Origin of the sequence: Desulfofundulus australicus DSM 11792, from assembly GCF_900129285.1 — a bacterium.
Taxonomy (GTDB): Bacteria; Bacillota; Desulfotomaculia; order Desulfotomaculales; family Desulfovirgulaceae; genus Desulfofundulus; species Desulfofundulus australicus.
The window spans coordinates 69,306-91,080 of record NZ_FQUW01000012.1 but is presented as its reverse complement, the minus strand read 5'-3'; the positions used below and the strand labels follow the sequence as shown (position 1 = coordinate 91,080).

Below are 21,775 nucleotides of genomic sequence, written 5' to 3'. Positions count from 1 at the left end.
CCTGAATCGCTGGTAACACCGGAGGATGAAGTAAAAATGGATACCAGCTAAGTAGTGCTATTTAACACTCTAAATGTAAGCTGTTCCCAACAACCTGGTAGTTTCTGTTATTTACCAGAGGTTGGGACATTGGGTCATGGTTTTAATTGGGGGCCGGGTTTTCTCGGCCCGCAACTTTTTTACGGGAGGTGGTTTTTGGTGCGATGTCTTATCGTAGGCACCGACCGTTTAGGTGCGGCGTCAGCGGTGCTGAGGCAAAAGTTTGGGGTGCAGGAGGTTGTTCACTGGGACGGCCGGAGGAAGAAGCTGCCCAAAAATTTCCCGAGAGATACGGGACTGGTAGTGGTCTATACCGGCTTCGTCAACCACGCCCTGATGTACCGGGTCAGGGAGCTGGCCCGGAAGGCTGGGGTAAAGGTGATCTGGCTCAGGCGGGGGCTTTCTGAAGTGGGAGTGCTGAAAAATGCAGTGTAAGCGTGCAGAAAAAATTCTCCAGCGGGTGATCAGCGGTCTGGAAGAAGCGGCGCGGGAAGTTTCCGACAGGCTGGAACAGGGAGGCGGCTCTCCCATAGAAACGGCGAACCTGGCGGGGAGACTTTTGGCGTGCCGGCGGGCAATGTCTTTTGTGGAAAGCCTTCTTGATGGCGAAGCGAAGTGCTGCGGCGGGAGGTGCTACGCTTCATGATGAGGTCGCTGCGGGAGCTGGCCGACAGGTACGGTCCCCAAAAAGCTGAGGAACTTGCCCTTTCTGCACTGGGCCTGGAGCGTGCCAGGTTTCGGGAAACACTCGAAGAAGTACGGCAGGCGCTGTACGAAGCCGGGAGGCTGACGGCAGGCGCGAAATTTGGTTACGAGGACGCGGCGCGGGCGGTGGACCTGCTGGAGAAGGCGGTCCACCGGGTACGTTGTGCGGCAAATGGGATGAGGAGTGCAGTCTGAATGGGGAAAATCAAAGAAACCGATCTGTTTTTTCCGGTGAAAGAATGGCTGGAAGAACGCGGTTACGACGTCTATTCCGAGATAGAGAACGACTACAACTGGGGCAGGGCCGACGTGGTCGGCGTGTGCGGCCCGGTCGCGGTAGTGGTGCAGCTCAAGAGCGCGCTTTCGGTCAACGTGATCGGCCAGGCTGTTGACTGGCTGCCCTACGCCAACCTGGTCTACGTGGGGGTACCGCGGGGCAAGAACGGCGTGAACCCTCATGCGGTAAAAATCCTGAAACGTTTCGGGGTCGGTATTTTTCAGGTGGCCTGCTGCCGGGTCCTCGGCAAAGAGTATTGGGGCTGCACCGAGTACGCCAGGGCAAAGTTCAACCGCCACGCGGTGACGGACTGGAAAGACAAGCTCACCGAAGAGTACAAGGCCAACCCTCCGGGCGGCCACTCCGGGGGCGGCTACCTCACCAGATACCGGCTGATGATGAATAACGTAAGGAGATTCGTCGAAGAACAGACCAAAGACGGGCGCTGGTTAACGATAGAGCAGATACTGGAACACTGTTGGACGTATTATCGGTGCCCGAAACAGTCGCTGGCGCGGGCACTGCTCAGAATTGAGAAGGACTGGTGCGAGGTGGGCAAGTTAAATGGAAAGCTGGTCTTCCGGGTCACACAAAGGTGAGGTGAGAGATCGCTAATGGCTTACTTGGTGTATCAACCACCGGATTTTTTCGATGTAATTGCGTTTGCAGCAGTCCTCTTGAACAATGCGTTATTGCTCTTCGCCACGTACCGCTTTTTTACCGGAAAATTTTTCACGAGGGCGGTCAAGGGTAGTGCCCTGTCTGCGTTTGCGGCGGCTGTTTTTATGGTTTCTTGTGCAGCCATGCGAATATTGGTCCATACTGTTATTCTTCCGGCGAAGGTTGTTGTGATAGTTATTCTGGCCTTCGGATTGGCTGTGGGATTTGCAGTGCTTTTTATGCTTAATTTCCTCTTTATCCAGCTGGTAGATGACGTGATGAGACGGTTAGCGAGGGGCAAAAGTTACCGCTCTTATCTCCTGTAAAGGCAGGTGATTATTCATGCTCTGGCGCACGCACTTTTTAGCCGGGGCCGCCGTCGGGCTGCTCTTAAACAGCCATGCGGACCCGAAAACGGCGGCAATGTCTGCGGGGATAGCCGGGGTTGCGGCCCTTCTTCCTGACCTTGACGATCCGCGCTCTAAGCTGGGGCGGCTGGTGGCTCCTGCTTCATGGGCGGTCAAAATGACAGTAGGTCACCGGGGGCCCATGCACTCGCTTCTGGGAGCGGGGGTGATGACCCTGCTGGCGGTGTTCGTGCTGCGGTTCTGGTATTCGCAGGCGTATGCGTACGGCTACCTGGTGCCGCTGGTGCTGGCTGGCTATCTGTCCCACCTGGTTATGGACAGCTTCAATCCCCAGGGAGTGCCTTGGCTGTGGCCGGTAAAGAAGCATTTCGGGTTACCGTTGGTTAAAACGGGAAGTTTTCTGGAGCGAATAGCCGTGGCACCTGCTATGCTAATCTTATGCGGCTGGCTGGCGTTATGGCAGCGATGAATCTGTTGTTTGCCCGGTTTAATACCGGGCGTTTTTTTGGGGGTGGTGTCGTGCTTTTCTGGAATCTAATCCTGGTTATCGCAATCTACGTTATTTTCCTGGGTACTGCCTACCACGTCCTGTCCCGAACCGACCTGTTCGTATTTGTTTTCCTGGCCCTTCTGGGCGTGGTCTGGGCACTGGCCGACGCGGCAGATCTGGCCGGTGCGGGGAAAAGGCGCGCGGCAGCCATCTGGGGCGGGTTTGCAGCGGCGGTAGCTGTTTCGGGCTGGTTTCTGGCGTGCCCGTTGCTGTTCGGAAATTAGAAAGGGGATGGCTTGTTGGCGAAGAGGATAGCGATAACCGGCGCCCACGGTGCCGGGAAGACCACTTTGGCGAAGATTCTTTCAGAAACGCTCGGTCTCCCGCTCATCACGGAGCGGGCACGGGTGGTGGCCAGGAACATGGGGATCGAGCACTGCCGGGAGCTGATCGGGAACCCGGTGCTGGCGTTAGAGTTTCAGGAGAAAGTGCTGGAAGCCCAGATACGTGCCCAATCGGAGCACCCGGACGGTTTTGTGAGCGACCGGAGTACCCTGGACTGCCTGGCGTATTTGCGGCTGTACCTTGGCGCAAAGGTGCAGGATATGTCGAGCTATTTTTACCGTGCCCGGTTTCATGCCTGGCGGAAGCTGGACCTGCTGATATATGTTCCGCCGGCCAGGGAAGTGGTACCCGACGGCTTCAGACTGGAAAACCACGCGGGGCAAATCGACACAATTATCACGGATGAAGTATCGTTTGCGGAGAAGCACGGCCTCCATGTGGTGAGGTTAAAAAGAAAATCGGTAGAGGACCGCGCTTCCGAGGTACTGGCTTATCTGCAGGAAATCGTTGGCCCGTTCGCCAGCGAGATGACGGCGGGTTAGCTTCTTCAAAATTCCTCTTTCCGTTTGCCCGGGTCAGGCGGTGGTGGGAGACCGCCGCGCCGTACCTGATAATCGCGGCCTACACAGTCGAGCTGGCGTTCTTCCTGCTGATTCTGATATGTGCCCTGCGGGTATTGGTGCCCGTACCGGCGAAAATCATTACTTTTTCGGGCAAGGGGGTGATCTGATGAGGGTCGGTGTGACCGACCACGCGGTGGAGCAGTACCGGAACAAATATTTGCAGTACCGCAGGGGTGAAATGACCGACGAAGAAATCCGCGCTGTGCTGGCCCGCGTGGTGGAGCGGGGCAGGCGGGGCCGGAGACTGCCGGACGGCGTCTGGGAATACGTCCTGGACGGCCTGGCGGTGGTCGCTGACGACCGCAATCCCGGGAACATTACGGTGATAACGTTTTTGGGATACCGCGATTGGAGGTGGTGGTGGAGGAGAAAGGAAACGGGAATGCGTCGATCTCCGAAAGTGCTGGCGGCATTGTAGAAGATTTTTGGGAAGGAGATGGTTTTTGTGCAGAAAAACCCCGGACTTGCGGCGGTGCTGAGTTTTTTGATCTGCGGCCTGGGTCAAATCTACAACGGCCAGATCGGCAAGGGCATTGGACTTTTTGTAGCGGCGGGCATATCCGGGTTGCTGTGCACGGTGGTAATTGGATTCATTCTGCTGCCGGCTGTCTGGCTGTACGGCATTTTTGACGCCTACAGGACGGCCGAGAAAATCAATAAAGGGGCTGGTGGAAATGTTGCCAGGTAAAATTGGAGCTGTTCTCTTGCTAATCGCCGCCCTGCTTGTTTTTGCGGCACCCGTCTTGGCAGATCAGCAAACAAACATACAACCTGCGGCGACACCCGGTGCGCAGTCCATGGCGCAGGGGGAACCGCAGCAGGGCGGGTTTGCCGGTGTGCAGCCTGTAAGCCCGGAAGAGGTGGCGGGTAAGGTTGGAAAGATTGTTGACCGCGTGTACAGCATGGCCGGAAATATCGCCCCGAAAATTACCGTGCTGGTTCTTATTGTTGGAGGGCTCCTGCTTGCACTGTTCAAGGAAGCCCGTAAAGTAATCATCTGGTCAATTGTGGGTTTGATATTGGTTCTCTGGGCGCAGCAGGTTGTCGGATTGATAATAGGTCTTATGAACAGTTAATTAAGGAAGGGGGAATTTATAAATGCTGAAACGCTTTGTTAGACGTATTACTGCCGTAATATCGTTTCTTACGGCGTATCTGACGCTCGCGCAGGTGGCCCTGGCAGTGGAAAACCCGAATATAGGAGCAGGAGTACTTACCGAAGTTAACCAGGAAGCGATGGCGGAGAAGATACTGAATATTGCCATAGGGGTTGGCGGTATAGCGGGCGGCATAGGGGTTCTGGCGCTTATTTACGTGGGTTTCAGGATGGTCACGGCTGCAAGTGACCACACCCGCGCGGAAGCCAAGCAGCACTTCTTACAGATCCTCATTGGGCTGGGAGTTATCGGGCTGGCCGTCACGATAGTGGGCTTCATCGCATTTCTGGTGAAGGGGCAGGGGCAGTAGAACATGCGCGAGTACATGGTACCATTTTCGACTAAGGGAGAAGACAGGCTGTTCTTCAGCTTGACCGCCCGGCAGTGCCTGTGGCTGGCCGGGGGGCTGATGCTGGGATTGGCGGCGGTATTTATTCCCGCTGCCGCCTTCCGGGTCCCATTCCCGGCGGCGCTGGCCTTTGCCCCCCTGGGACTGCCGTTCCTGGGCGCGGGAGCTTACCTGGCGCTCAGGAAAGTGCGCGACTACGACCACGATGTAGGTGCCGACGTTTATCTTTTCAGGAAACTGCATTACAGGTTCCGGTCACACGACTACATTCTGCATTAGCCCGGCTGTCCGGGCTTTTCTTATTTGGGGGAAGAAATTTCACAAGAAGGGGGTATGCGTTATTTTTGCCGTCGTAGTAGCGTTTTTATTTTCTTCGGTGCTTGCCGGCATACTGGCGCTGGTCTTTCTCAGCCGCAGGCCGGTGAAAGTCGAGAGCGTCAGGGAAATCAAAACAAAAGATAAGAACGACTTTTTAATGGGGGTGAGGCATGTCAAAGAGATCGTCCCCGTGGAGTTCGTCCGGGACGGGGTGTATGTGTCTGGTGGGAAGCACTGCTGCATGGCCAGGATCGAGGGTACGAATTTCTCCGTGATGTCCGAGAGCCAGCAGAACGCCCGGGAATCCGCGCTGATAGGCGTTTTGAACCGGATCGACTTCCCGGTGCAGTTTATCACAACCAGTGTCGTGGCTGACACCGCTCACATGGCCCGGGTGGTGGCCTCCGCGGCGAAGAACATGCCCGAAGGAAATTTGAAGACCTACGCAGCTTTATATGCAAGCGCGCTGGACGCTATGAGGACCGAAAAACAGATCCTCGCCCAGCACTCCTACATCATTCTTACAGACGACGGGGCGGACCCGGTGGCTGCCCTCAAGGAGAAAATGAAGATACTGTACGAACTGCTGCGCCCGGCAGGGGTGATGCTGACACCGCTCACGAGCGAGGCGGAGGTCATGGACGTGTTTGCGAGCATGCTGACACCCGAAGTTATTGTCCGCCCGTCCGAAATGCTGGAAGCAGGGAGTTATGGAGAGCTTCATTTAAATATGAAGGAGCTGGTTGCCGGTGCTGCTTAAGAAAAAATCCCGGGAGGAAAAAGCGCAGGGAAGGATGGTACAGGAAAGGGAACCGCTGGAGAAGGTACAGCAGGAGAAAGAGCTGCGAAAGAATGAGCGCAAGAAAACCTTCTACCTGCCCGACCGCATTAAGGAACTTGAAGACTGCTTGATTATAGACGACATTTATTACCGCCTCATGGTGATTGAGGCCATGCCGGAACTCCTGCAGTTCGGCTGGTTCAACAGGATCACCGTAATCCCCGGCGTGACCGTGAGCGTTTTGTTTTACCCTTACGAACACGAAGAGGCGTCCAGGAGGGTCGGGAAGCGCCAGACCGAAATCGGGGCCGAGCTCATCCTGGCGCAGAAGAACTTCGACTCCCGCAGGATCGGCCAGTTGAACGTCAAGTACAGCTATTATCAGAAACTGCTGACCGACATCAATTTGCACCGGGACAACATCGCTTCCGTCACGGCAGTGATATCGGTATCCGGGAAGACCAGGGAAGAGATGGAGCACAGGAGCAACCTGGTGAAAAACAAGCTCGGGGCCATGAAAGCAGTTACCCTGATGAGACGTCAGCTTCAGGGCCTGAAGACCCTCCTGCCCCTGGTGGATTCCCATGTAGGGGAATGCCACGACGTGACGATAGCCTGCGCCGCGTGTTTATCTCCCCTGATCAGCACGGACTTTTCGCACCCGTCGGGGATCTTCTTCGGGAGGAATCTCACGGGTTCGCCCGTATTTCTGGACTCCTTCATCGGGGCACCGCGCCTTTACGGGCCGCACATGTTCGTTACGGGTACGACCCGCAGCGGCAAGAGCTTCACCTGCAAAGGGGTGGTTTCCCGTTCGGCGGCGTGCGGGATGAAGGTGGTTGTACTGGATCCGGAAGGGGAATACCGGAAGGAGGCGGAAGCCCTGGGCGGGGAATACATCCGCTTTCACCCGAACATGGAGGTAATGTTCAACCCGTTTGACATCGAGCCCGAGTACGACGACCGGCGTAAGGTCTGGTTCAACAACATCGCGGGCAAGCAGGACGACATAGTTTATCTGATTGCCGCCATGCTGGAAGTCCAGACCGGCGAGAAGATGACCGCCGAGGAAAGGGCTCTGGCGGCGAAGGCCGTCCGGGACGAGTATTTCTCCCGGGGTATAACCGAAGACCCGGAGTCGATATACGAGCCCGGCGGGGTGGAGACGGGGGGCAAGGTCAGAGTGGGAAAGAAGTACAAGGAGATGCCGACCCTGAGTTCTTACATGGAGAGGCTGAGGGGGATGGGCGCGACGAGGCTGGCCAACATCCTCCTTAACTACTGCCGGGGAGGCCCCCAGGGGTTTTTCGACGGCCAGTCGATCGGAAAATTCTACGAAGCTCCTCTTGTAGTGTTCGATGTATCGGGACTCCAGACGGAATTTTCCCGGACCTATGCCATGTACGTCATGCTCTCCTGGATATGGGAAAAGTTCGTCAAGAAGAACCGCGAGACCAGGAAGCGCGTCCTCGTGGACGAAGCCTGGCTCTTCATGAAGCACAAGGACACGGCGGAATTCCTCTCGCAGATGGCCAGGAGGGGCGCCAAGTACAACACATCCCTGATGGTGGCTTCGCAGTCGTTCAGGGAATTCACCTCACAGGAAGGCATGGCGCTGCTGGCGCAGTGTGACACGAAATTCTTCCTGCGCATGCAGACGACCGACGCCGAGGCGCTGGGGGAAATGTTCAAACTCCCCAAACACGTGGTGGAGTGGATTTCATCATTCCCGCAGGGCAGGGGGATACTTACGGCGGGCAACGAGAGCGCCGTGGTGGATTTCGTCGGGTTCGCGTTTGAGGAGCAGTTCCTGCGCTCCGATCCGGAGGCGGTGCTGGCCCGATGAGGTTGCTTTCAAGGAAACTGCTTCCGGTATTTTTGCTTCTGTTTACATTTGTCCTGCCCCTGACGGCGGCCGCCGGGCCTCCCTACAGGGTTAAGGATCTGAGCAACCTGAGAGCCGTGGCTTACCCGAGCGGCAGGGTGGAGGTTTCGTGGAACGTCCAGGTATACGAAGTCCCGCCGAGTTTCCCCAACGCTAAAGTCTACGTATACCGGGTATCCGCAGATGGAGGCAAAGAACAGGTAGCCGCGCTGGAAGTGCCGCCTGACGCCCCGGTGGGGTCATACTTTCAGATGAGCTGCAGCGACACCCCTCCAGCGAAAGGAAAGTATACCTACTACGCTTTGTCCAACGACACCGAGAGCAACAAATATACGGTAGACACCTCTGCGGTGACTGAAGAAGGCGACCCGGGTGTTCCAAACTCCGGTAAGACGGATGTTGAAGTTAGACCCGGCCTGTTTACTCCCGAACAGTGGAACACAATTATGTGGTGGTACGGCATACTCACGTCCATCTCCGGCGGGTTTCTGGTGATGGTCGTGGTTAGGTCCGGGTACAGGCACATGGTATCGGGTTTGAACCCCGGGATGCGGGCGTCCTTTATAGAGGACGTGCAGCGCTGTATCCTGGCGATGGTGCTCATCGTGCTGGCCCCGGTCCTGGTAAAACTGCTGATAGCGATAAACGACGGTTTCGTGTCGCTCTTTGCTTCCGTCGTTAAGCAGGCTGCTGTGAACGCGCAGATGGCCAAACCGGAACAGCTCGACAAGGCGGGGATGTTCGAGCAGGTGCTCGCCCTGCCCTTCCAGGCCGTGCTGGATATAATCCAGAAAATATTCGGCCTCGCACCGATAGAGCAGCTGGTATTCAATTCTAAAGACCTCAACCTCATCGCCGGAGCCGGGACGATTGAGACGGGCAACGTCTTCGCGAACGCGCTCTTAAACCTGGCCCTGGCGGCGTTTACGGTGTACTTCAACGCCGTTTACACGATAAGACACTGGGTGGTCACGGCGGCCCTGGTGGCCACGCCCCTGATAACGTGGATATGGGTCCTCACGTCGGAGAGGCAGGTCATCGAGATCTGGGCTGCCGAGATATTCCAGACCATATTTCTGCAGTCGGCGCACGCACTCACTTTAGGGATATTTCTGTCCGTCCTCTGCGGTGCGGCTGGCGGCGGCATAGATACCTCCTGGTTGGGCGGTGGGCTGAGGGATATTGCCGTGTGGTTCGCTTCGTTCGGCGGTGCCGTGTGCGTCATGGTTATCGTGTTCTTAGGTTACAGGTACATGACGGCACGGAACGAGAAAGAGTTCGCGCAGGCCCGGGAAGGGCTGGTCAGGGCGCTGATCGGCCTTGCGATCCTGGGGCTGTCGCTGACGATAGCCGGGTTCCTGGTGTACCTTTTTAACGGGAAGTGGTATTAGCCGGGGAAGCCCGGCTTTTTTGATGGGGGGGTGTAGGTGCTTTTTACAATTGTGCTTATTGTAATAAACTTTCTGCTGTTCTGTTCGTTTTTGATGTACATGCATGTACGGTTTTTCCAGTACGACAGACGCTTGCTGGTGTCCGCCAGAAAGTCGGTGGTGTTGTTTACTGTAGCTGACTTGCTGTTGCTGGCGGGTAGTGTATTTGGTTTGGTCAGCAGGTGTTGACTGTTTTCCTGGCGAATGGCAATTCGGGGGTGATAGGGTTGGCATTCGCCGGGATTTGGTGCTCACTTTTAGCTATATTTTTGTCGGTGTTAGTCGGGTGTTTGATTAAAGAGTTTGGAGTGGGAGTTGTGTTGCCGATTATAAGAAAACAGGATATTTTTCCAATGCCTGTGTCCTGTGGAGAATTCGCGCGAAAACTGCTTCAGGATGCCGGTGTGTCGTATACTGTTGAGTCTGATAAGTTTGCGGAAACGGCTTCCTGTAATCACAAAGAAAAACGCATAGTTTTAACTTATGACCTGGATTCTCGTACTGCACTTGCGTTATATGAAGCTTGTCACGAAGTTGGTCATGCAGTTAGGGGGCCACATTTTTTTAAGCGAAATAGATCTTGTACGGTAATGTTGTTTGCACTGGCATTTATTCCGGGGTTGTTATGTGGAGTTATGAGATGGGAGGTTCCAGTCCTACTGTTGGTAACATTTAGTTTTGTGTGTATGTCAGTTTTATTCTTTGTGGATATATGGGCAAATGAAATTGGGGCTTCTAAATACGGTCTTGGCAGGTTACTCATGCTTCCCATTGAGGAAGTAGTACGGAAGTTAATTTACCGCAGGTTGCGGTATGAGTACTTTGTAATTACAGGTGAAACGTTGGCATGGATATCTGCCTATACCAGTGCGGGGTGGTTTTTGTATGAGTTTGGGAGGTTTTTGAGGGGGTGGCTGCTGTGCTGAGTTACAGGCGATTAGTGATCGAAAAAAGCGATTTACTAGTGTACACATGCGTAATCGGCAATTTCTGCGCACTTCTTGGGTTTCTGTACTGTATCTATAGTTTTCGATAACGGCGCGGAACGAGAAAGAGTTCGCGCAGGCCCGGGAAGGGCTGGTCAGGGCGCTGATCGGCCTTGCAATCCTGGGGCTGTCGCTGACCATAGCCGGGTTCCTGGTGTATCTGTTCAATGGGAACTGGTATTAGCCGGAAAAGTCCGGCTTTTTTTCGTTTGGTGAGAGAGTGTTGATGGCTGTATGCTGGCTGGTCGCTTTATGAAAAGGGAAGTTTCCACGCAGTCCGGGTGCGAGCAGGCGAAGTTGGACGTTCCGATTTTTTCTATTCTAGGAAAGGGGGCAATGCCGGTGGCAGACAAAGTGACCGTCTGGCAAACGTTTTTCATGCTTTTAACCGTAATTCCCGCTTCCAAGATGCTTTCGTCCATATTTATGAAACTCATCGCCCGGGTGGGCACGGTGGACGAAGAGAAATGGGCGGCCATAGGGATAGGTTCGCTCGGTGGTCTGGCGGGTATGTATGCTCTGGGGAAGGTGAGCATGCAGGCTCTGGGTAAGCGGGGCATACCACCGGTTATGGGAACGGGCGGTAATGCCGGTATTCCGGGCGGTAATGTGAGCGGCGGTACTTCGAGTGGTGATGCGGGTACTCCGTTCGACAGCCTGGTGCAGAACGTGTCGAATGTCGGGAGGACTGCGGCAGTCGCGGGGGGTGTCCTGGGCGGTATCGGGAGCGCGCCCGTACCCGAAGTTGCTCCCGCCGTAGCCGGGATCACGGGCGCGGCGGCAAAAATGGCAAGCATGCCCCTTGCGGCGGCTTACGGGATAGGGAAGACATTGTACCAGGGCGTAAGGGACCGCGGCAGCATGTCCGTCGGGGAGGTCCTGGGGGGCACCGCCATGCAGTTAACCGGCGCCCAGAGCGTCCCGGAGGCGACCGCCAGACTTATCGGCACGGTTTTGGGGTCGCCTTTGGGCGGCTGGGGAGCCAGGGTGGGCAGCAACATAATGGGTGCCCCGGTGAGGTGGGCCAGCGATCTGGTGTCGAGACCTTCCTGGACGGGAGGATCTGGGGGAGGGTTTTCTCCCGGGGAGTCTGCTGCCGGTCTGCTCGGCCTGTCGGAAGATATGTTCGACGTCAGGTTCGGGGAGTTTTCCGGGGACACTCCGGATGCTTCGCCCGGGGCTTCGGTGGAAGATATTTTTGGCGGCTCCGCTTCCGGTTGATTATTTACCCAAAAGGCGCAAATCTTTCTTGACCTTTCTCGTGGCTGGTGTTATAATGAACAAAAAACAAAGGATACAGCCTTTCTTTCAGCAATTGGAAGAAAGGGTTTTTGCTGCCTGTTAAAAGAGAAAAAAATGTCACAATTATGCTCACAGCCGCCGGAGGCCCTGGAAGTCAGCGGTCGAGGCGGTTTTTTTATTGCCGGATACCGGGGGTTGTCAGCAGTTGAATAATTAACTATACATAGAAGGAAATACGTGGTATAATATACCCACTATGGAAAAGCTCTACCCGATGCACGAAGCAATGAAAATCCTGGGAGTCTCTTTAAAAACGCTCCAGCGCTGGGATAAAGCGGGCAAAATAAAGATTGTTCGCACTCCCGGCGGTAGGAGGAGGATTCCCGAATCTGAGATCAATAGGCTGCTTGGGGGAAAAAGAACCGGTGTCTGCCGGCCGGGTGCTGGCCATTTACGCTCGGGTTTCTTCCCACGAGCAGAAAGCCAAAGGAGACCTGGACAGGCAGGTTGAATCGGTCAGGAAGCGTTTCGACCACCGCCTCTTCGACGATATTTTGGTGGTCACTGACGTTTCCTCCGGCCTAAACGACCGGAGAAAAGGCTTACTGAAACTGATGCAGATGACCCGCGAAGGCAAAATAACCGACCTGGCCGTAAGCTACAAAGACAGACTGACCCGTTTCGGCTTCAACTACCTGAAGACCTATTTTGAAAGCTATGGCGTGAAAATCAACGTCGTAAACGGTGAAGAAGATAAGAAGACGGTTTACGAGGAGCTGGTAGAGGACCTCCTCAGTATCGTTACCAGTTTTTCCGGAAAGCTTTACGGCATCAGGAGCAAGAAAAAAGAAGAAGTGACCTCAAAAATAAGGGAGGTGATTGAAAATGCTGGCTACCTACCAGACGAGAATAGATGACAGGACACCTTACCCTTATTTCGACGCCATGGGCGAATACTTCGGCCGTCTGGAAAGGAAACTCTTCGTTGACCATTACATCCGCGGAGCACCGGTAAACGAGCTTAAAAAAAGGTATATAAAAGAGTACAGGATAACTGCCCGACAGTTCAATTCACTTCATAACAGCCTTTCCGGAAAAATCGAATCGATAAGAGAGATCCAGAAATACCAGGAACACGACCTCCTGGGTCGCATTGGCTCAACGGAGAAGGCGATTAAGGAAAAAGAAGAAAAACGGGATAAAATTATAAAGTCACTCAAGAAACTCCAGCCCCGCACGGAGAAGTGGCAGAAGAAGATTGACCGGCTGAAGAAGATCAAGTTTTTTCTCCACCAGAAAAAGCGACGGCTGCGGAACCTCCGGCAGAGACTGGAGAACCTGCGCAAAGACATGGCGCGGGGCTGTGTGCGTATCTGTTTTGGTACCCGCAAGCTCTTCAAGGCCCAGCACAACCTGGAGGCGAACGGATTCAAAGATCATCAGGAATGGCTCACTGCCTGGAGAAAAGCGCGTTCCTCCAGCTTTTTTATTCTTGGTTCAAAGGACGAGACCTGCGGCAACCAGACCTGTACATACTTTTGGGACAACACTTTGAGAATACGGGTAGCCAATAAGTTCACTAAACAATTCGGCAGATACATCGAGCTGACCGGCATCGTTTTTCCCTACGGCCAGGAGCACCTGGACAAAGCCAGGACCGTTAGAAGAATTGTCAAAGGCAGGAAGGAATGCACAGCGGCTATATCCTACCGTTTTCTCCGCAGGGGAGATAGCTGGTACGTACATGCGACGACGGAGTTGGAAGCTTCGCCGCTGCGGACCAGCAGGTGGAATGGAGCCGTGGGTATTGACTTAAACGACGGTTTCCTCCGGGTGGGCGACATTGACCGCTTCGGCAATCCTTTAAACGAGTTCGAAATCCCGGTTCCGATGCGTGACAGGAGTAAAAACCAGGTAAAAGCTGCTTTGGGCGAGGCAGTCAAAAAAGCGGTACTGTACACGAAGGAAAGAGGGAAACCCATAGCTATCGAGGACCTAGACTTCGTTAAAAAGAAACAGGCCCTGCGGGAGTCAGGTACAAAACGTGCCAGGATGCTCTCCGGCTTGACTTACAGGCAATTCCGTATGATGGTGGAATCCTGTACCCTCCGGGAAGGGGTGGAACTCCTGAAGCCTGAGGGGAAAAACGTTGATCCCTTCGCCACATCAGTCATTGGTCAGCTCAAGTTCATGGCCCGTTACGGCATGTCCTCCCACGGTTCCGCGGCCTGCGTCATTGCCCGGCGGGGTCTGGGATTTAAGCTGGAAAAAGCGGCGAAGAGCTCTGTGCTTGAATTGCCCGAAAGAAAAAGGACTTCCAGGCGCAATTACTGGTTGAGAGTATCCAACAGGCTAAAGAGAACTCATTTCAGCGACAGGGTAGCGCTTCTTTACGCAGACAGGTTTTAGATTCTGCGCCGGACTGGTGGATGGAGGGCAGCGGCAACGCTTCCCGGGGACCTGCAAGGATGCCCGGGACCACGTACCACTCCCTGATGAAGTCCGGCCAGGCCGGCGCAAGACTGTGAGCGGCCCTAACAGGGCAGGAGGGCGGGGAGGAATCCATGGACATCGACCTCCCCATCCTTTCAGGCACCGGCTGAGGGTGGCGCCCCTGGCGTCGCCTGATGACGTACGGCCCTGACCGTGATCGGGGCGATGAAGCCTGTGCCGGTGCGAACTGGTACAAGGCGGATGTTCCGGCTCTGCCATCCGGGGTGGGAGTCCCCGGCGCGAACCGCAGGGAACACCGTTCGCCCTGCGTCGGTCAAAAGCAGCCTGGTTGCAGCAAAATTTTGGCCGGAGCATGAGTTTATCATGCTTGGGTACGTATGTCCACGTGCTTAGGAACGGTGGTTGCAGTGGAAAAAGAAGAAGCGATGGAACTTCTCTATCGCGAGATGGAGCTGGAAAGAGAGGTCAGGAACCTGCAGGGCGAGCTGCGCCGGGCTGGTGCCGACCTGAAGGCGCTCGGGGAAAGACTGCAGGAGCCGGAGAGCGTGTACTCTGAGAAATGGCCGGAGGAAAAGATTCCCGCGGGTTCGTGGCAAGTAAATTTTGGCGAGTACCAGCGTTTTTGCGACATCGCGCTGCTGGGAACTAGAGTTGACCAGCTCCATAAAAAATTGGTGGAACTGGACGATGTCAGGAAGAAGCTGTATTTTTTTCGTACCAGGGAAAAGCGGCTGGAAGGGCGTGGCTGGATGATCAGACAAAAATAGCGCAGAGTGTCGTGTTGCGGCCGGGCCTGTACCCGGCTTTTCTTTTTTTTTGGAGGTGGTCAAAAATGAATCAGGTACCGGTCGGGCTTTTAAAAATCTGGCCGCCTTGACTCCCCATTAAAATGGGAAGGATGCGGCGGCTAACTTCTTAAGGGAGAAATTTGAGCGGCCCGGTTCAGCCGGGTTTTTTCGTTTTTCAGGGGTGGTTCTTTGCGGGGCGAAGAAGAACTCAACAGGATGCTGTCGGGCCTGGCTCGAACGGGAGGCAGATTTGTTAGGAGGGCGCTCATAACCGTAATCGGCCCGTATTTGCCGGTAATTTTCGTATTTCTGGCATTTGCAGTCATTTTAATCCTCCTGGTCGGCGCAGTTTACAGCGCCTTCCCCGGAGACAAATCAAAGAACATACCGGCCATACTTGCGGGAGTGAAAGAGAGCGAAAGGGACAAACAGATGCTGGAGAAATACATATCTCTCTGCGGGAAATGGAACAGGAAGGACACCTGGATAGTAAACCCCGGAAACCCTTCCACACCTGATGGGCCGAACTACGAATCCTCTCCCGAAAACCCTTATCATCCGGGCAGAGGAAAAGGGGAGCTTATCGGTGAGATGGTCGACAGGTACCGCCACGACCTGGACCTGAAGCTCACCTGGGGGGAGGCGCATGCGGCGGCCCTTTTCAGGGCATACGCTCTAAAGAGGCCGGAAATTACGGACGATGAAATGGAAAAAGTCGTGAAGGACCTGCACCCGTATTTTTACTATAAGGAATCCGAGGTAATAGTCTGCGGCAAGGACGGGTGTGAGAAATACACCGTTTACCTCCTGGTAGAAGCGTACACGATCAGGGGGCATTTTCAATTTCACTACGAGTGGGTTACCGAGACCCACGGTGAAGGAGAAAACGCCTACACCATTACTTATGAAAGATTTAAAGGCATGCAGCAGATCCTTCCAAACCAGTGGCAGAGATTAGAAGACTGGATGAAGGATGAATACAAAGTGGGTGATAAGGACATAACCCTGGCCCGGACGGCTGTCTGGGAGGCGTCCAGGGGGTTTGACGAGGGCAGGGAGTGGCTGGAGTGGCTTTTGAACAACTACAGTGCCGGTTCCTTCGCGTCGTTTGCGATGGTGCCGCCGGAGTACGTGCCGTTTTTGAAAGAAGCTGAGGAGAGGTTCGGGGTGCCCGCGTGGTTCCTGGCGGCATTATTCCAGTCCGAATCGTCCTGGGACCCCATGGTGGTCAATACCCGTACAGGCTGCTTTGGAATATCCCAGCAGCACCCGGATTACTGGAGGGAAAGGTGGATAAGGCTCGGTTTTGAGCCGCCGGAACTCTACCAGTGGGACCCCAGGGCGCAGATACTGGCGGGGGCGATGGTCATAGCCGACTACCTGGGCGACCCGAAACAGATAGACTGGAACGGCGATCTGAAGAAGGACGACAGGGTAATAAGAGCCATAGCGCACTACAAAGGCTGGGCGAACTGGCCGAACCTGACATGGGAATATCTCGAATCCAACGCCGGGATGGACAAGGATATAGCGGAAGAGAAGAAGCAGATAGAGATAGTCCTCGGTTATGCTGAAGGCATGCAGGCAGGAGCGGGGTGGCCCGTGCCGGGGTATACGGAAATATCCTCCCGTTTCGGCTGGCGCATCCACCCGGTTACAGGCAAGTTGAAATTCCACGAAGGTATAGACATACCTGCGCCTGAAGGGACGCCGGTGGTATCGGTTTCCGGCGGGGTGGTGACATACGCGGGCTGGAACGACGGTTACGGAAACTGCGTAACCGTGCGGGACGGCCAGCACTTATACCTGTACGCGCACTTGAACCGGATTGACGTGACGGAAGGCCAGACCGTGCAGCCGGGACAGTTAATAGGTGCGGTAGGCAGTACGGGTGTATCAACCGGGCCGCACCTGCACTTTGGAGTGAAGGACCTGACCCGGGACTGCTGGATAGACCCCGAGTTAATCGTGCGATTGCAGTAGTTCCAGGCATGTGCCTGGGCTTTTTCTTTTTCCGGGGGGTGATTTTTATTGCGCATTCTGCTGGCCACCGGTTTCAGCAACATTGAAAAAGAATTGCAGGGAATTTTGACATCCCGCGGGGACGAGTGCTGGAGATGCTACCACCGGCAGGCAGTGGTTCCCGCGGCAGAAGAGTACAGCGCGGAAGTGGTAGTGCTCTCTCCTGCGCTTGAAGGCAGCTCTGATCTCGTGGAAACGGTGATACTCCCGCTGAGGCAGAAGGGGATCCGCGTGATCTTTCTGCCCGGCGGAGTGGATATGCCGGATACCAGGGAGTGGCTGAAACGGTTGGTGCCGTATGGAATATACTGCTACGTCTTTGACCCGGTTTCCCCCCAAAAAGTGATACAGAGAATCGAAAAGCCCGGCAGCCTGGGAGACATTCCAGTGGCAATCAGAGAATCAGCCAGGGAGGTATCAGTAAATATTTCAGCGCCGCTGGACGAAGCGTTCGAAGAAGCCGGATTTATGCTGGAACGGGAAAAGTCCCGGAAGAGGCGGGAAGATGTCCGCAGTGTTTTTAGTCTGTTCGGGAAAGCGGGCGTGGAACCCGAAGAGGCGGCAGTGGAAGGAATGGCGGTACAGGGCGTCTCCGGGGAGTCCCGGAGGGATAGCAAAGGCTTCACCAGATTGGCGCACATCGTCCTTCGATTCCTGGGGAGGTCTCGCACGGGTGAGGCTGGTGTCAAGCCCCGCAATGCAATCTGTGATTCGGAAGATAGGTTCGAGAAAGTACAGTTCCGGCCTGGAAATGAGGAGCCAGGCCGGAAAGAAGTTTATGAAGAAAGCCGGGAGAATATTTGGGGTGAGGGGCGTCATGAGCGGCCATCTACAATGGGATCCAAAGAGGATGTCCCGGACGCCTTCTACCGGGATGCTCTGACCGGCTGTTTCACCAGGCGGTACCTTTTAGAAAGATTCTCCCCCACGGGTTTTTATACGGTGGTCTTCATCGATCTGGATAACTTCAAGCCGATCAATGACATTCTGGGTCACGGAGCGGGTGACGGGGTACTGGCCGCCTTCGGAAAAATGCTGGTGGAGAACCTGAAGGGTCGGGACCTGGCCGTTCGCTGGGGCGGCGATGAGTTCTTACTGGTTTTGCCCGGGACAGCCCGCGCGGACGCGGAAAAGGTAGTGGAAAACCTGCGCAGGGAGTGGAAACACTGCGCCCCGGACACGGGAAACCTGGAAGTGGGGTTTTCTGCTGGAATAGTCGAGGGCGCGCGTAACCTCCAGGCTACCATCAAAGAAGCTGACCGGCTCATGTACGCGGAAAAGAGAAGCCGGAAAGTGAAGGAAGCCTGGGAGAAGTCCCACCCGCGGGAATTATACACGCCTCTTTCAACACGGCCCGCCCGGGTGGACTGGGCGACGCTGAAACAGGCCGTCTCTCTGGCTTTTTCCATTACGGCGGTGGTGATCCTGGTTTCTGCGGTAGTCTGGGGTATGGACTGGACTGCGCAGATGTTCGGCGCGCACGCGCCGGTGCTGCATGAGGCGGCCCGTGTAGTGGAAGAGTTTTGGAAGACAGTGCTGGCGGGGGTGTTGTAAAGTCTAGTCTAGTTTTATCGACATAACAAGACAAATTTCCCGAAGGGCTTTCCCGCTGCGACGAGGAAGCATACAAAATGCAATAATTGTTTGGCGGGGGGGTCGAATTTGCATACGGGCCATGTGGAACTCCTAAGATATTGGCGGAATAGCTTGATCGATGCCGAGCGGGTGGACGACGAACTTCCGGAACAGGTGTTGGAAATAACCTCTGAAGAGCTAATAGCGGGGAAAATTAGCAAGGAATCACTGAGTAAAGAAGCGGCAAAAAGATTTGGTTTAAAAGTTGAGGAAACTGAAAAACCAGGTAACGAACAACCTGTCCGTGTTCTAGTTTGCCCGGTGCAGCTACAAGAGAAAGTTCAACACGGTCAAAAAAAGAAGAAAGACCGGGCATTACTTTGGGTTCCAGCGGACCTTACCTCTGAACTTGAACTGCGTCCCAGGCAAGGCAAATATCCCTGGATCAGTAGAAAGTTGCTGGAACCGGCGCTCGGCGAAGTAGCGGACTTAACAGTCGGGAGGTTGGATGACGTCGAAAAGTTTATACAGGGAAACTCTCCGGAAATTGCCTGTACAGATTGGCAGGGACTGCTTGGGTACGGCCAGAAAATGCTTAAAGCCGTGGTAGGAAATATAAAAGTTTCTGATTACACGATATATAATAAGGCTTACGTGGTTTCTGACGACGGTGTAGACAATCCCGCGGTACACCTAATCAAGCTTTATGATGCAATAATCAGCGATAATCGAAACGTTCCGCTTTTAAAAAAGTATCTCTCTATGATCGATGAGCCGGTAACGGCTGTAATGGGCCTGGAACAGACGCTGGATCAGGCCTCGAAACATTGCGGACAGATGACTGCCAGGTTCCCTCTGGCTTCTTCACAGAGGGAGGCACTGCACCATTTTTTGACTTTAAAGGATGGAGAAATACTGGCTGTCAATGGCCCGCCCGGGACAGGTAAGACTACTCTTTTGCACAGTATCATCGCTACGCTTTGGGTGGAGGCCGCCTTTTGTCAATCTGAACCACCAGTAATAGTGGCGGTATCGGCCAACAATCAGGCTGTGACCAATATCATCGACAGCTTCGGAAAAGTTCTCGAACATAACCCGGGCAATCCGCTGACCGAACGATGGCTGCCTGAAATCAAAAGCTATGGCCTATATTTTCCAGCAGCAAATCTGTTCAATGAGGCAAATTCCCGCTTTCAGGTTGCCTCAACCAATCTTTATTTTCCCGCTGACTCTGGGTTTCCAGGAAAAGTGGAGGAGCGGGGGTATCTTTTAGCGGCATCCAACTTCTTTATGAAAAAGTTCGAACAATGTTTCGGTGCCAAGCCTCAGTCAATTGACGTGGCGCTTTGCATACTGCACCGGGAGCTTGAAAAATGTGTACTCCTGATTCGAGAGTCTGTGGGCAAAAAGAAAGAAGCCCTTTCCAGGTATAAGCACGTATTGGATGAGCTGGATAATATCAGGAGAAGGTTTGGCCTGGATACTATAGACTTCGAAGACCTGCCTGGCGCGCTTGGCGAACACCTTAAAAAAGTTGAGGCCCGGGAGACAGAATTGCAAAACCAAATTATCGAAGTGGAAAAAAGCATTTTCGTAATTTCTGCTGAGTGTGAAAAGTGGCTTAATCTTGATAGAGCATGGAGGCTCCATCAGAAGAGCGAACCTTTCTGGTGGAAGTTGGCCTGGTTCCTTCCTGTTGTCAAAAGGAGACGCCAGGCCCGGCTGGCCGCGTTCGTACAATATCACGGATTAGAACAGGCAAGCGGCGAAATTGGTTATTTCATTTCAACCGGGATGCAGGCTGCCTTAAGTAGTAAAGAACTGAAGGAAAATGAAAAACTCCGCCTCAATGAAGAGGGCCAACGAATAGCAGCAGAAAAGAAAAACATTGAAACAGCCCGTGAAAGCGTCTTGAAACTGATGCCCAAACTGGCGGAATTTAATGAAGAGGTAAAAAAACTCGGTAACTTTCTAAATGACCTTGACGTAACCCTGCGTCACAAGGCTTTTTTGCTGGCGACCCACTACTGGGAAGCCCGGTGGCTTAAGGAAGTCGAGCTTCTGCACCAGCTTAATGAAAGCGGCCAGATGCCTACGGGCAAGGAAAGAGTGGAGAGAAAGCTCAAGCTTTACGCCATGCTTACGCCCTGCATGGTGTCTACGCTTTACATACTGCCAAAGATTCTTTCTGCATCTCCGCCGCGAAGCAGTTCTGAGCAGAGGATTTTTCCCTTGTATAATTTTGCCGATCTTTTGATCATCGACGAGGCGGGACAGGTGCTACCCAACCTAGCTGCTCCAGCATTTGCCCTGGCCCGAAAGGCCGTCGTGGTAGGCGATCTTCTGCAAATCGAACCGGTATGTAAAATCCCCAAACCGGTTGATATTGGAAACCTTGTAAGGCACGAGGTTATAAAGCAAGCAGACGATCTCGATAAAAAGTACGACGAAATTAAAGCAAAAGGCATTACAGTGTCAAGCGGGTGTGTCATGGCCATCGCGCAGCGGGCGTGCAGGTACCAGAAGTACGATTCTTACGGCAATCCCTACCCGGAACGGGGCATGTTCCTGAGCGAGCACTACCGCTGCCTGGATGAAATCATAGATTATTGCAACAGGCTGGCCTATGGAGGAAGATTAGAACCCAAGCGAGTTTCTGAAATTCCGCCTGGTGCACTGCCGCCCTTTGGTTATTTACATGTACCCGGCCAATCGCGATATATGGGAGGTAGCCGAGTCAACGAGAAAGAGGCGGAGGCTATACTCGAATGGATTCTGGCGTACAAGGACTACCTGGAAGCCCTTTACGGTCGGGGTGAGAAGCAAATCTATGAAATTATTGCGATTCTGACCCCTTTCGTCGCGCAAAAAAAGTTGATTAACAATATGCTGAAACTTTCCCGTTTTGCTGCACTTAGAGGAGGCGAGAAAATTATAACTGCCGGTACGGTGCACGCTCTTCAGGGTGCAGAAAGAGATGTGGTGGTATTTTCCCCGGTGTGCACTGTCAGGGACGGCAACCCAGCGGACTTCTTCTTTAACAAGGGCAAAAATATGCTGAACGTCGCTGTATCCCGCGCGAAAAACAGCTTCCTGGTATTCGGGGATCTCAATGTATTCAAGGCGGGCGATTCCGGGCTTCCGTCCCGCCTGTTGGGGGAGCGCTTGTTTTCAAAGCCCGAAAATAACCTTTCTCTATGGGGTAGCAGTTTTATAAAAAGGTTGTAGAATCTTGTTCCTGAGAACCTATTCCTTTGTTTGGATAGAATGTTTGATTAGGA

The 21,775-nt window shown here is 54.0% G+C and carries 23 protein-coding genes and 1 pseudogene; all 24 read left to right on the top strand.

Annotated features, from left to right (window positions below):
* Nucleotides 1–198: 198 nt before the first annotated feature.
* The 24 genes and pseudogenes from BUB44_RS06040 to BUB44_RS05915 all read left to right on the top strand — a co-directional run bounded on the left by BUB44_RS06040 (nt 199) and on the right by BUB44_RS05915 (nt 21,722).
* Nucleotides 199–474 carry a DUF2325 domain-containing protein gene (locus BUB44_RS06040; protein WP_242655871.1) on the top strand — a complete coding sequence of 92 codons (276 nt, stop codon included), beginning with the start codon at nt 199–201 and terminating at the stop codon, nt 472–474.
* Nucleotides 464–685 carry a hypothetical protein gene (locus tag BUB44_RS06035; RefSeq protein WP_073164181.1) on the top strand — a complete coding sequence of 74 codons (222 nt, stop codon included), beginning with the start codon at nt 464–466 and terminating at the stop codon, nt 683–685. Before BUB44_RS06040 ends, BUB44_RS06035 begins: the two co-directional genes overlap by 11 nt.
* Nucleotides 682–939, top strand: a complete 258-nt coding sequence (locus BUB44_RS06030; RefSeq protein ID WP_073164178.1) for a hypothetical protein — start codon at nt 682–684, stop codon at nt 937–939. Before BUB44_RS06035 ends, BUB44_RS06030 begins: the two co-directional genes overlap by 4 nt.
* Nucleotides 940–1,620: a hypothetical protein gene (locus BUB44_RS06025; protein ID WP_073164176.1), complete on the top strand. Its 681-nt coding sequence runs from the start codon at nt 940–942 to the stop codon at nt 1,618–1,620.
* 15 nt (nt 1,621–1,635) lie between these two features.
* Nucleotides 1,636–2,007, top strand: coding sequence for a hypothetical protein (locus tag BUB44_RS06020; protein WP_073164173.1), 372 nt, complete (start codon nt 1,636–1,638; stop codon nt 2,005–2,007).
* A gap of 16 nt (nt 2,008–2,023) precedes the next feature.
* Nucleotides 2,024–2,518 carry a metal-dependent hydrolase gene (locus tag BUB44_RS06015; protein WP_073164170.1) on the top strand — a complete coding sequence of 165 codons (495 nt, stop codon included), beginning with the start codon at nt 2,024–2,026 and terminating at the stop codon, nt 2,516–2,518.
* Entirely contained in the window at nt 2,506–2,823 is a 318-nt protein-coding gene (locus BUB44_RS06010; protein ID WP_073164168.1) for a hypothetical protein, read from the top strand. Before BUB44_RS06015 ends, BUB44_RS06010 begins: the two co-directional genes overlap by 13 nt.
* Nucleotides 2,824–2,838: 15 nt before the next feature.
* Nucleotides 2,839–3,426, top strand: coding sequence for an ATP/GTP-binding protein (locus BUB44_RS06005; RefSeq protein WP_073164165.1), 588 nt, complete (start codon nt 2,839–2,841; stop codon nt 3,424–3,426).
* Nucleotides 3,427–3,613: 187 nt separating this feature from the next.
* Complete coding sequence (locus tag BUB44_RS06000) at nt 3,614–3,925, top strand: hypothetical protein (protein ID WP_073164162.1); 312 nt, start codon at nt 3,614–3,616, stop codon at nt 3,923–3,925.
* A 27-nt stretch (nt 3,926–3,952) separates the two neighbouring features.
* Complete coding sequence (locus tag BUB44_RS05995; RefSeq protein WP_083543120.1) at nt 3,953–4,195, top strand: hypothetical protein; 243 nt, start codon at nt 3,953–3,955, stop codon at nt 4,193–4,195.
* A complete protein-coding gene (locus BUB44_RS05990; protein ID WP_073164156.1) occupies nt 4,182–4,583 on the top strand; it encodes a hypothetical protein in 402 nt (133 codons plus the stop codon). Before BUB44_RS05995 ends, BUB44_RS05990 begins: the two co-directional genes overlap by 14 nt.
* A 22-nt stretch (nt 4,584–4,605) precedes the next feature.
* The gene (locus BUB44_RS05985; RefSeq protein ID WP_073164154.1) at nt 4,606–4,974 is read left to right on the top strand and encodes a hypothetical protein; all 369 of its coding nucleotides are present in this window, start codon (nt 4,606–4,608) and stop codon (nt 4,972–4,974) included.
* Nucleotides 4,975–4,977: 3 nt separating this feature from the next.
* Nucleotides 4,978–5,292: a PrgI family protein gene (locus tag BUB44_RS05980; protein WP_073164151.1), complete on the top strand. Its 315-nt coding sequence runs from the start codon at nt 4,978–4,980 to the stop codon at nt 5,290–5,292.
* A 97-nt stretch (nt 5,293–5,389) separates the two neighbouring features.
* Nucleotides 5,390–6,091 (top strand): hypothetical protein, encoded by a 702-nt coding sequence (locus BUB44_RS05975; RefSeq protein WP_131821598.1) that lies wholly within the window; start codon nt 5,390–5,392, stop codon nt 6,089–6,091.
* Entirely contained in the window at nt 6,081–7,958 is a 1,878-nt protein-coding gene (locus BUB44_RS05970) for a VirB4 family type IV secretion system protein (protein ID WP_073164147.1), read from the top strand. The genes BUB44_RS05975 and BUB44_RS05970 overlap by 11 nt, the downstream gene beginning before the upstream one ends.
* The gene (locus BUB44_RS05965; RefSeq protein WP_073164144.1) at nt 7,955–9,388 is read left to right on the top strand and encodes a pilin; all 1,434 of its coding nucleotides are present in this window, start codon (nt 7,955–7,957) and stop codon (nt 9,386–9,388) included. The genes BUB44_RS05970 and BUB44_RS05965 overlap by 4 nt, the downstream gene beginning before the upstream one ends.
* 224 nt (nt 9,389–9,612) lie before the next feature.
* Nucleotides 9,613–10,353, top strand: coding sequence for a zinc metallopeptidase (locus BUB44_RS05955; RefSeq protein ID WP_073164139.1), 741 nt, complete (start codon nt 9,613–9,615; stop codon nt 10,351–10,353).
* A 402-nt stretch (nt 10,354–10,755) separates the two neighbouring features.
* Nucleotides 10,756–11,634, top strand: coding sequence for a hypothetical protein (locus tag BUB44_RS05950; RefSeq protein ID WP_131821597.1), 879 nt, complete (start codon nt 10,756–10,758; stop codon nt 11,632–11,634).
* A 277-nt stretch (nt 11,635–11,911) separates the two neighbouring features.
* Nucleotides 11,912–12,572: pseudogene (locus BUB44_RS05945) on the top strand (IS607 family transposase).
* Nucleotides 12,541–14,064, top strand: a complete 1,524-nt coding sequence (locus tag BUB44_RS05940) for a transposase (RefSeq protein ID WP_073164134.1) — start codon at nt 12,541–12,543, stop codon at nt 14,062–14,064. The pseudogene BUB44_RS05945 and the gene BUB44_RS05940 overlap by 32 nt, the downstream one beginning before the upstream one ends.
* A gap of 422 nt (nt 14,065–14,486) precedes the next feature.
* Nucleotides 14,487–14,876 carry a hypothetical protein gene (locus BUB44_RS05930; protein ID WP_131821596.1) on the top strand — a complete coding sequence of 130 codons (390 nt, stop codon included), beginning with the start codon at nt 14,487–14,489 and terminating at the stop codon, nt 14,874–14,876.
* A 210-nt stretch (nt 14,877–15,086) separates the two neighbouring features.
* Nucleotides 15,087–16,880 (top strand): M23 family metallopeptidase, encoded by a 1,794-nt coding sequence (locus BUB44_RS05925; RefSeq protein ID WP_083543119.1) that lies wholly within the window; start codon nt 15,087–15,089, stop codon nt 16,878–16,880.
* Between the two features lie 48 nt (nt 16,881–16,928).
* Nucleotides 16,929–18,473, top strand: coding sequence for a GGDEF domain-containing protein (locus BUB44_RS05920; protein ID WP_073164125.1), 1,545 nt, complete (start codon nt 16,929–16,931; stop codon nt 18,471–18,473).
* Nucleotides 18,474–18,626: 153 nt separating this feature from the next.
* A complete protein-coding gene (locus BUB44_RS05915) occupies nt 18,627–21,722 on the top strand; it encodes a DEAD/DEAH box helicase (RefSeq protein ID WP_131821595.1) in 3,096 nt (1,031 codons plus the stop codon).
* Nucleotides 21,723–21,775: the final 53 nt, after the last annotated feature.

Excerpts from the sequence above, each read along its gene's own strand:
- BUB44_RS06035 (WP_073164181.1), top strand. The coding sequence starts at position 464 with ATGCAGTGTAAGCGTGCAGAAAAAATTCTCCAGCGGGTGATCAGCGGT.
- BUB44_RS06030 (WP_073164178.1), top strand. The coding sequence starts at position 682 with ATGATGAGGTCGCTGCGGGAGCTGGCCGACAGGTACGGTCCCCAAAAA.
- BUB44_RS06025 (WP_073164176.1), top strand. The coding sequence starts at position 940 with ATGGGGAAAATCAAAGAAACCGATCTGTTTTTTCCGGTGAAAGAATGG.
- BUB44_RS06020 (WP_073164173.1), top strand. The coding sequence starts at position 1,636 with ATGGCTTACTTGGTGTATCAACCACCGGATTTTTTCGATGTAATTGCG.
- BUB44_RS06015 (WP_073164170.1), top strand. The coding sequence starts at position 2,024 with ATGCTCTGGCGCACGCACTTTTTAGCCGGGGCCGCCGTCGGGCTGCTC.
- BUB44_RS06010 (WP_073164168.1), top strand. The coding sequence starts at position 2,506 with ATGGCAGCGATGAATCTGTTGTTTGCCCGGTTTAATACCGGGCGTTTT.
- BUB44_RS06000 (WP_073164162.1), top strand. The coding sequence starts at position 3,614 with ATGAGGGTCGGTGTGACCGACCACGCGGTGGAGCAGTACCGGAACAAA.
- BUB44_RS05990 (WP_073164156.1), top strand. The coding sequence starts at position 4,182 with ATGTTGCCAGGTAAAATTGGAGCTGTTCTCTTGCTAATCGCCGCCCTG.
- BUB44_RS05985 (WP_073164154.1), top strand. The coding sequence starts at position 4,606 with ATGCTGAAACGCTTTGTTAGACGTATTACTGCCGTAATATCGTTTCTT.
- BUB44_RS05980 (WP_073164151.1), top strand. The coding sequence starts at position 4,978 with ATGCGCGAGTACATGGTACCATTTTCGACTAAGGGAGAAGACAGGCTG.
- BUB44_RS05965 (WP_073164144.1), top strand. The coding sequence starts at position 7,955 with ATGAGGTTGCTTTCAAGGAAACTGCTTCCGGTATTTTTGCTTCTGTTT.
- BUB44_RS05940 (WP_073164134.1), top strand. The coding sequence starts at position 12,541 with ATGCTGGCTACCTACCAGACGAGAATAGATGACAGGACACCTTACCCT.
- BUB44_RS05930 (WP_131821596.1), top strand. The coding sequence starts at position 14,487 with ATGTCCACGTGCTTAGGAACGGTGGTTGCAGTGGAAAAAGAAGAAGCG.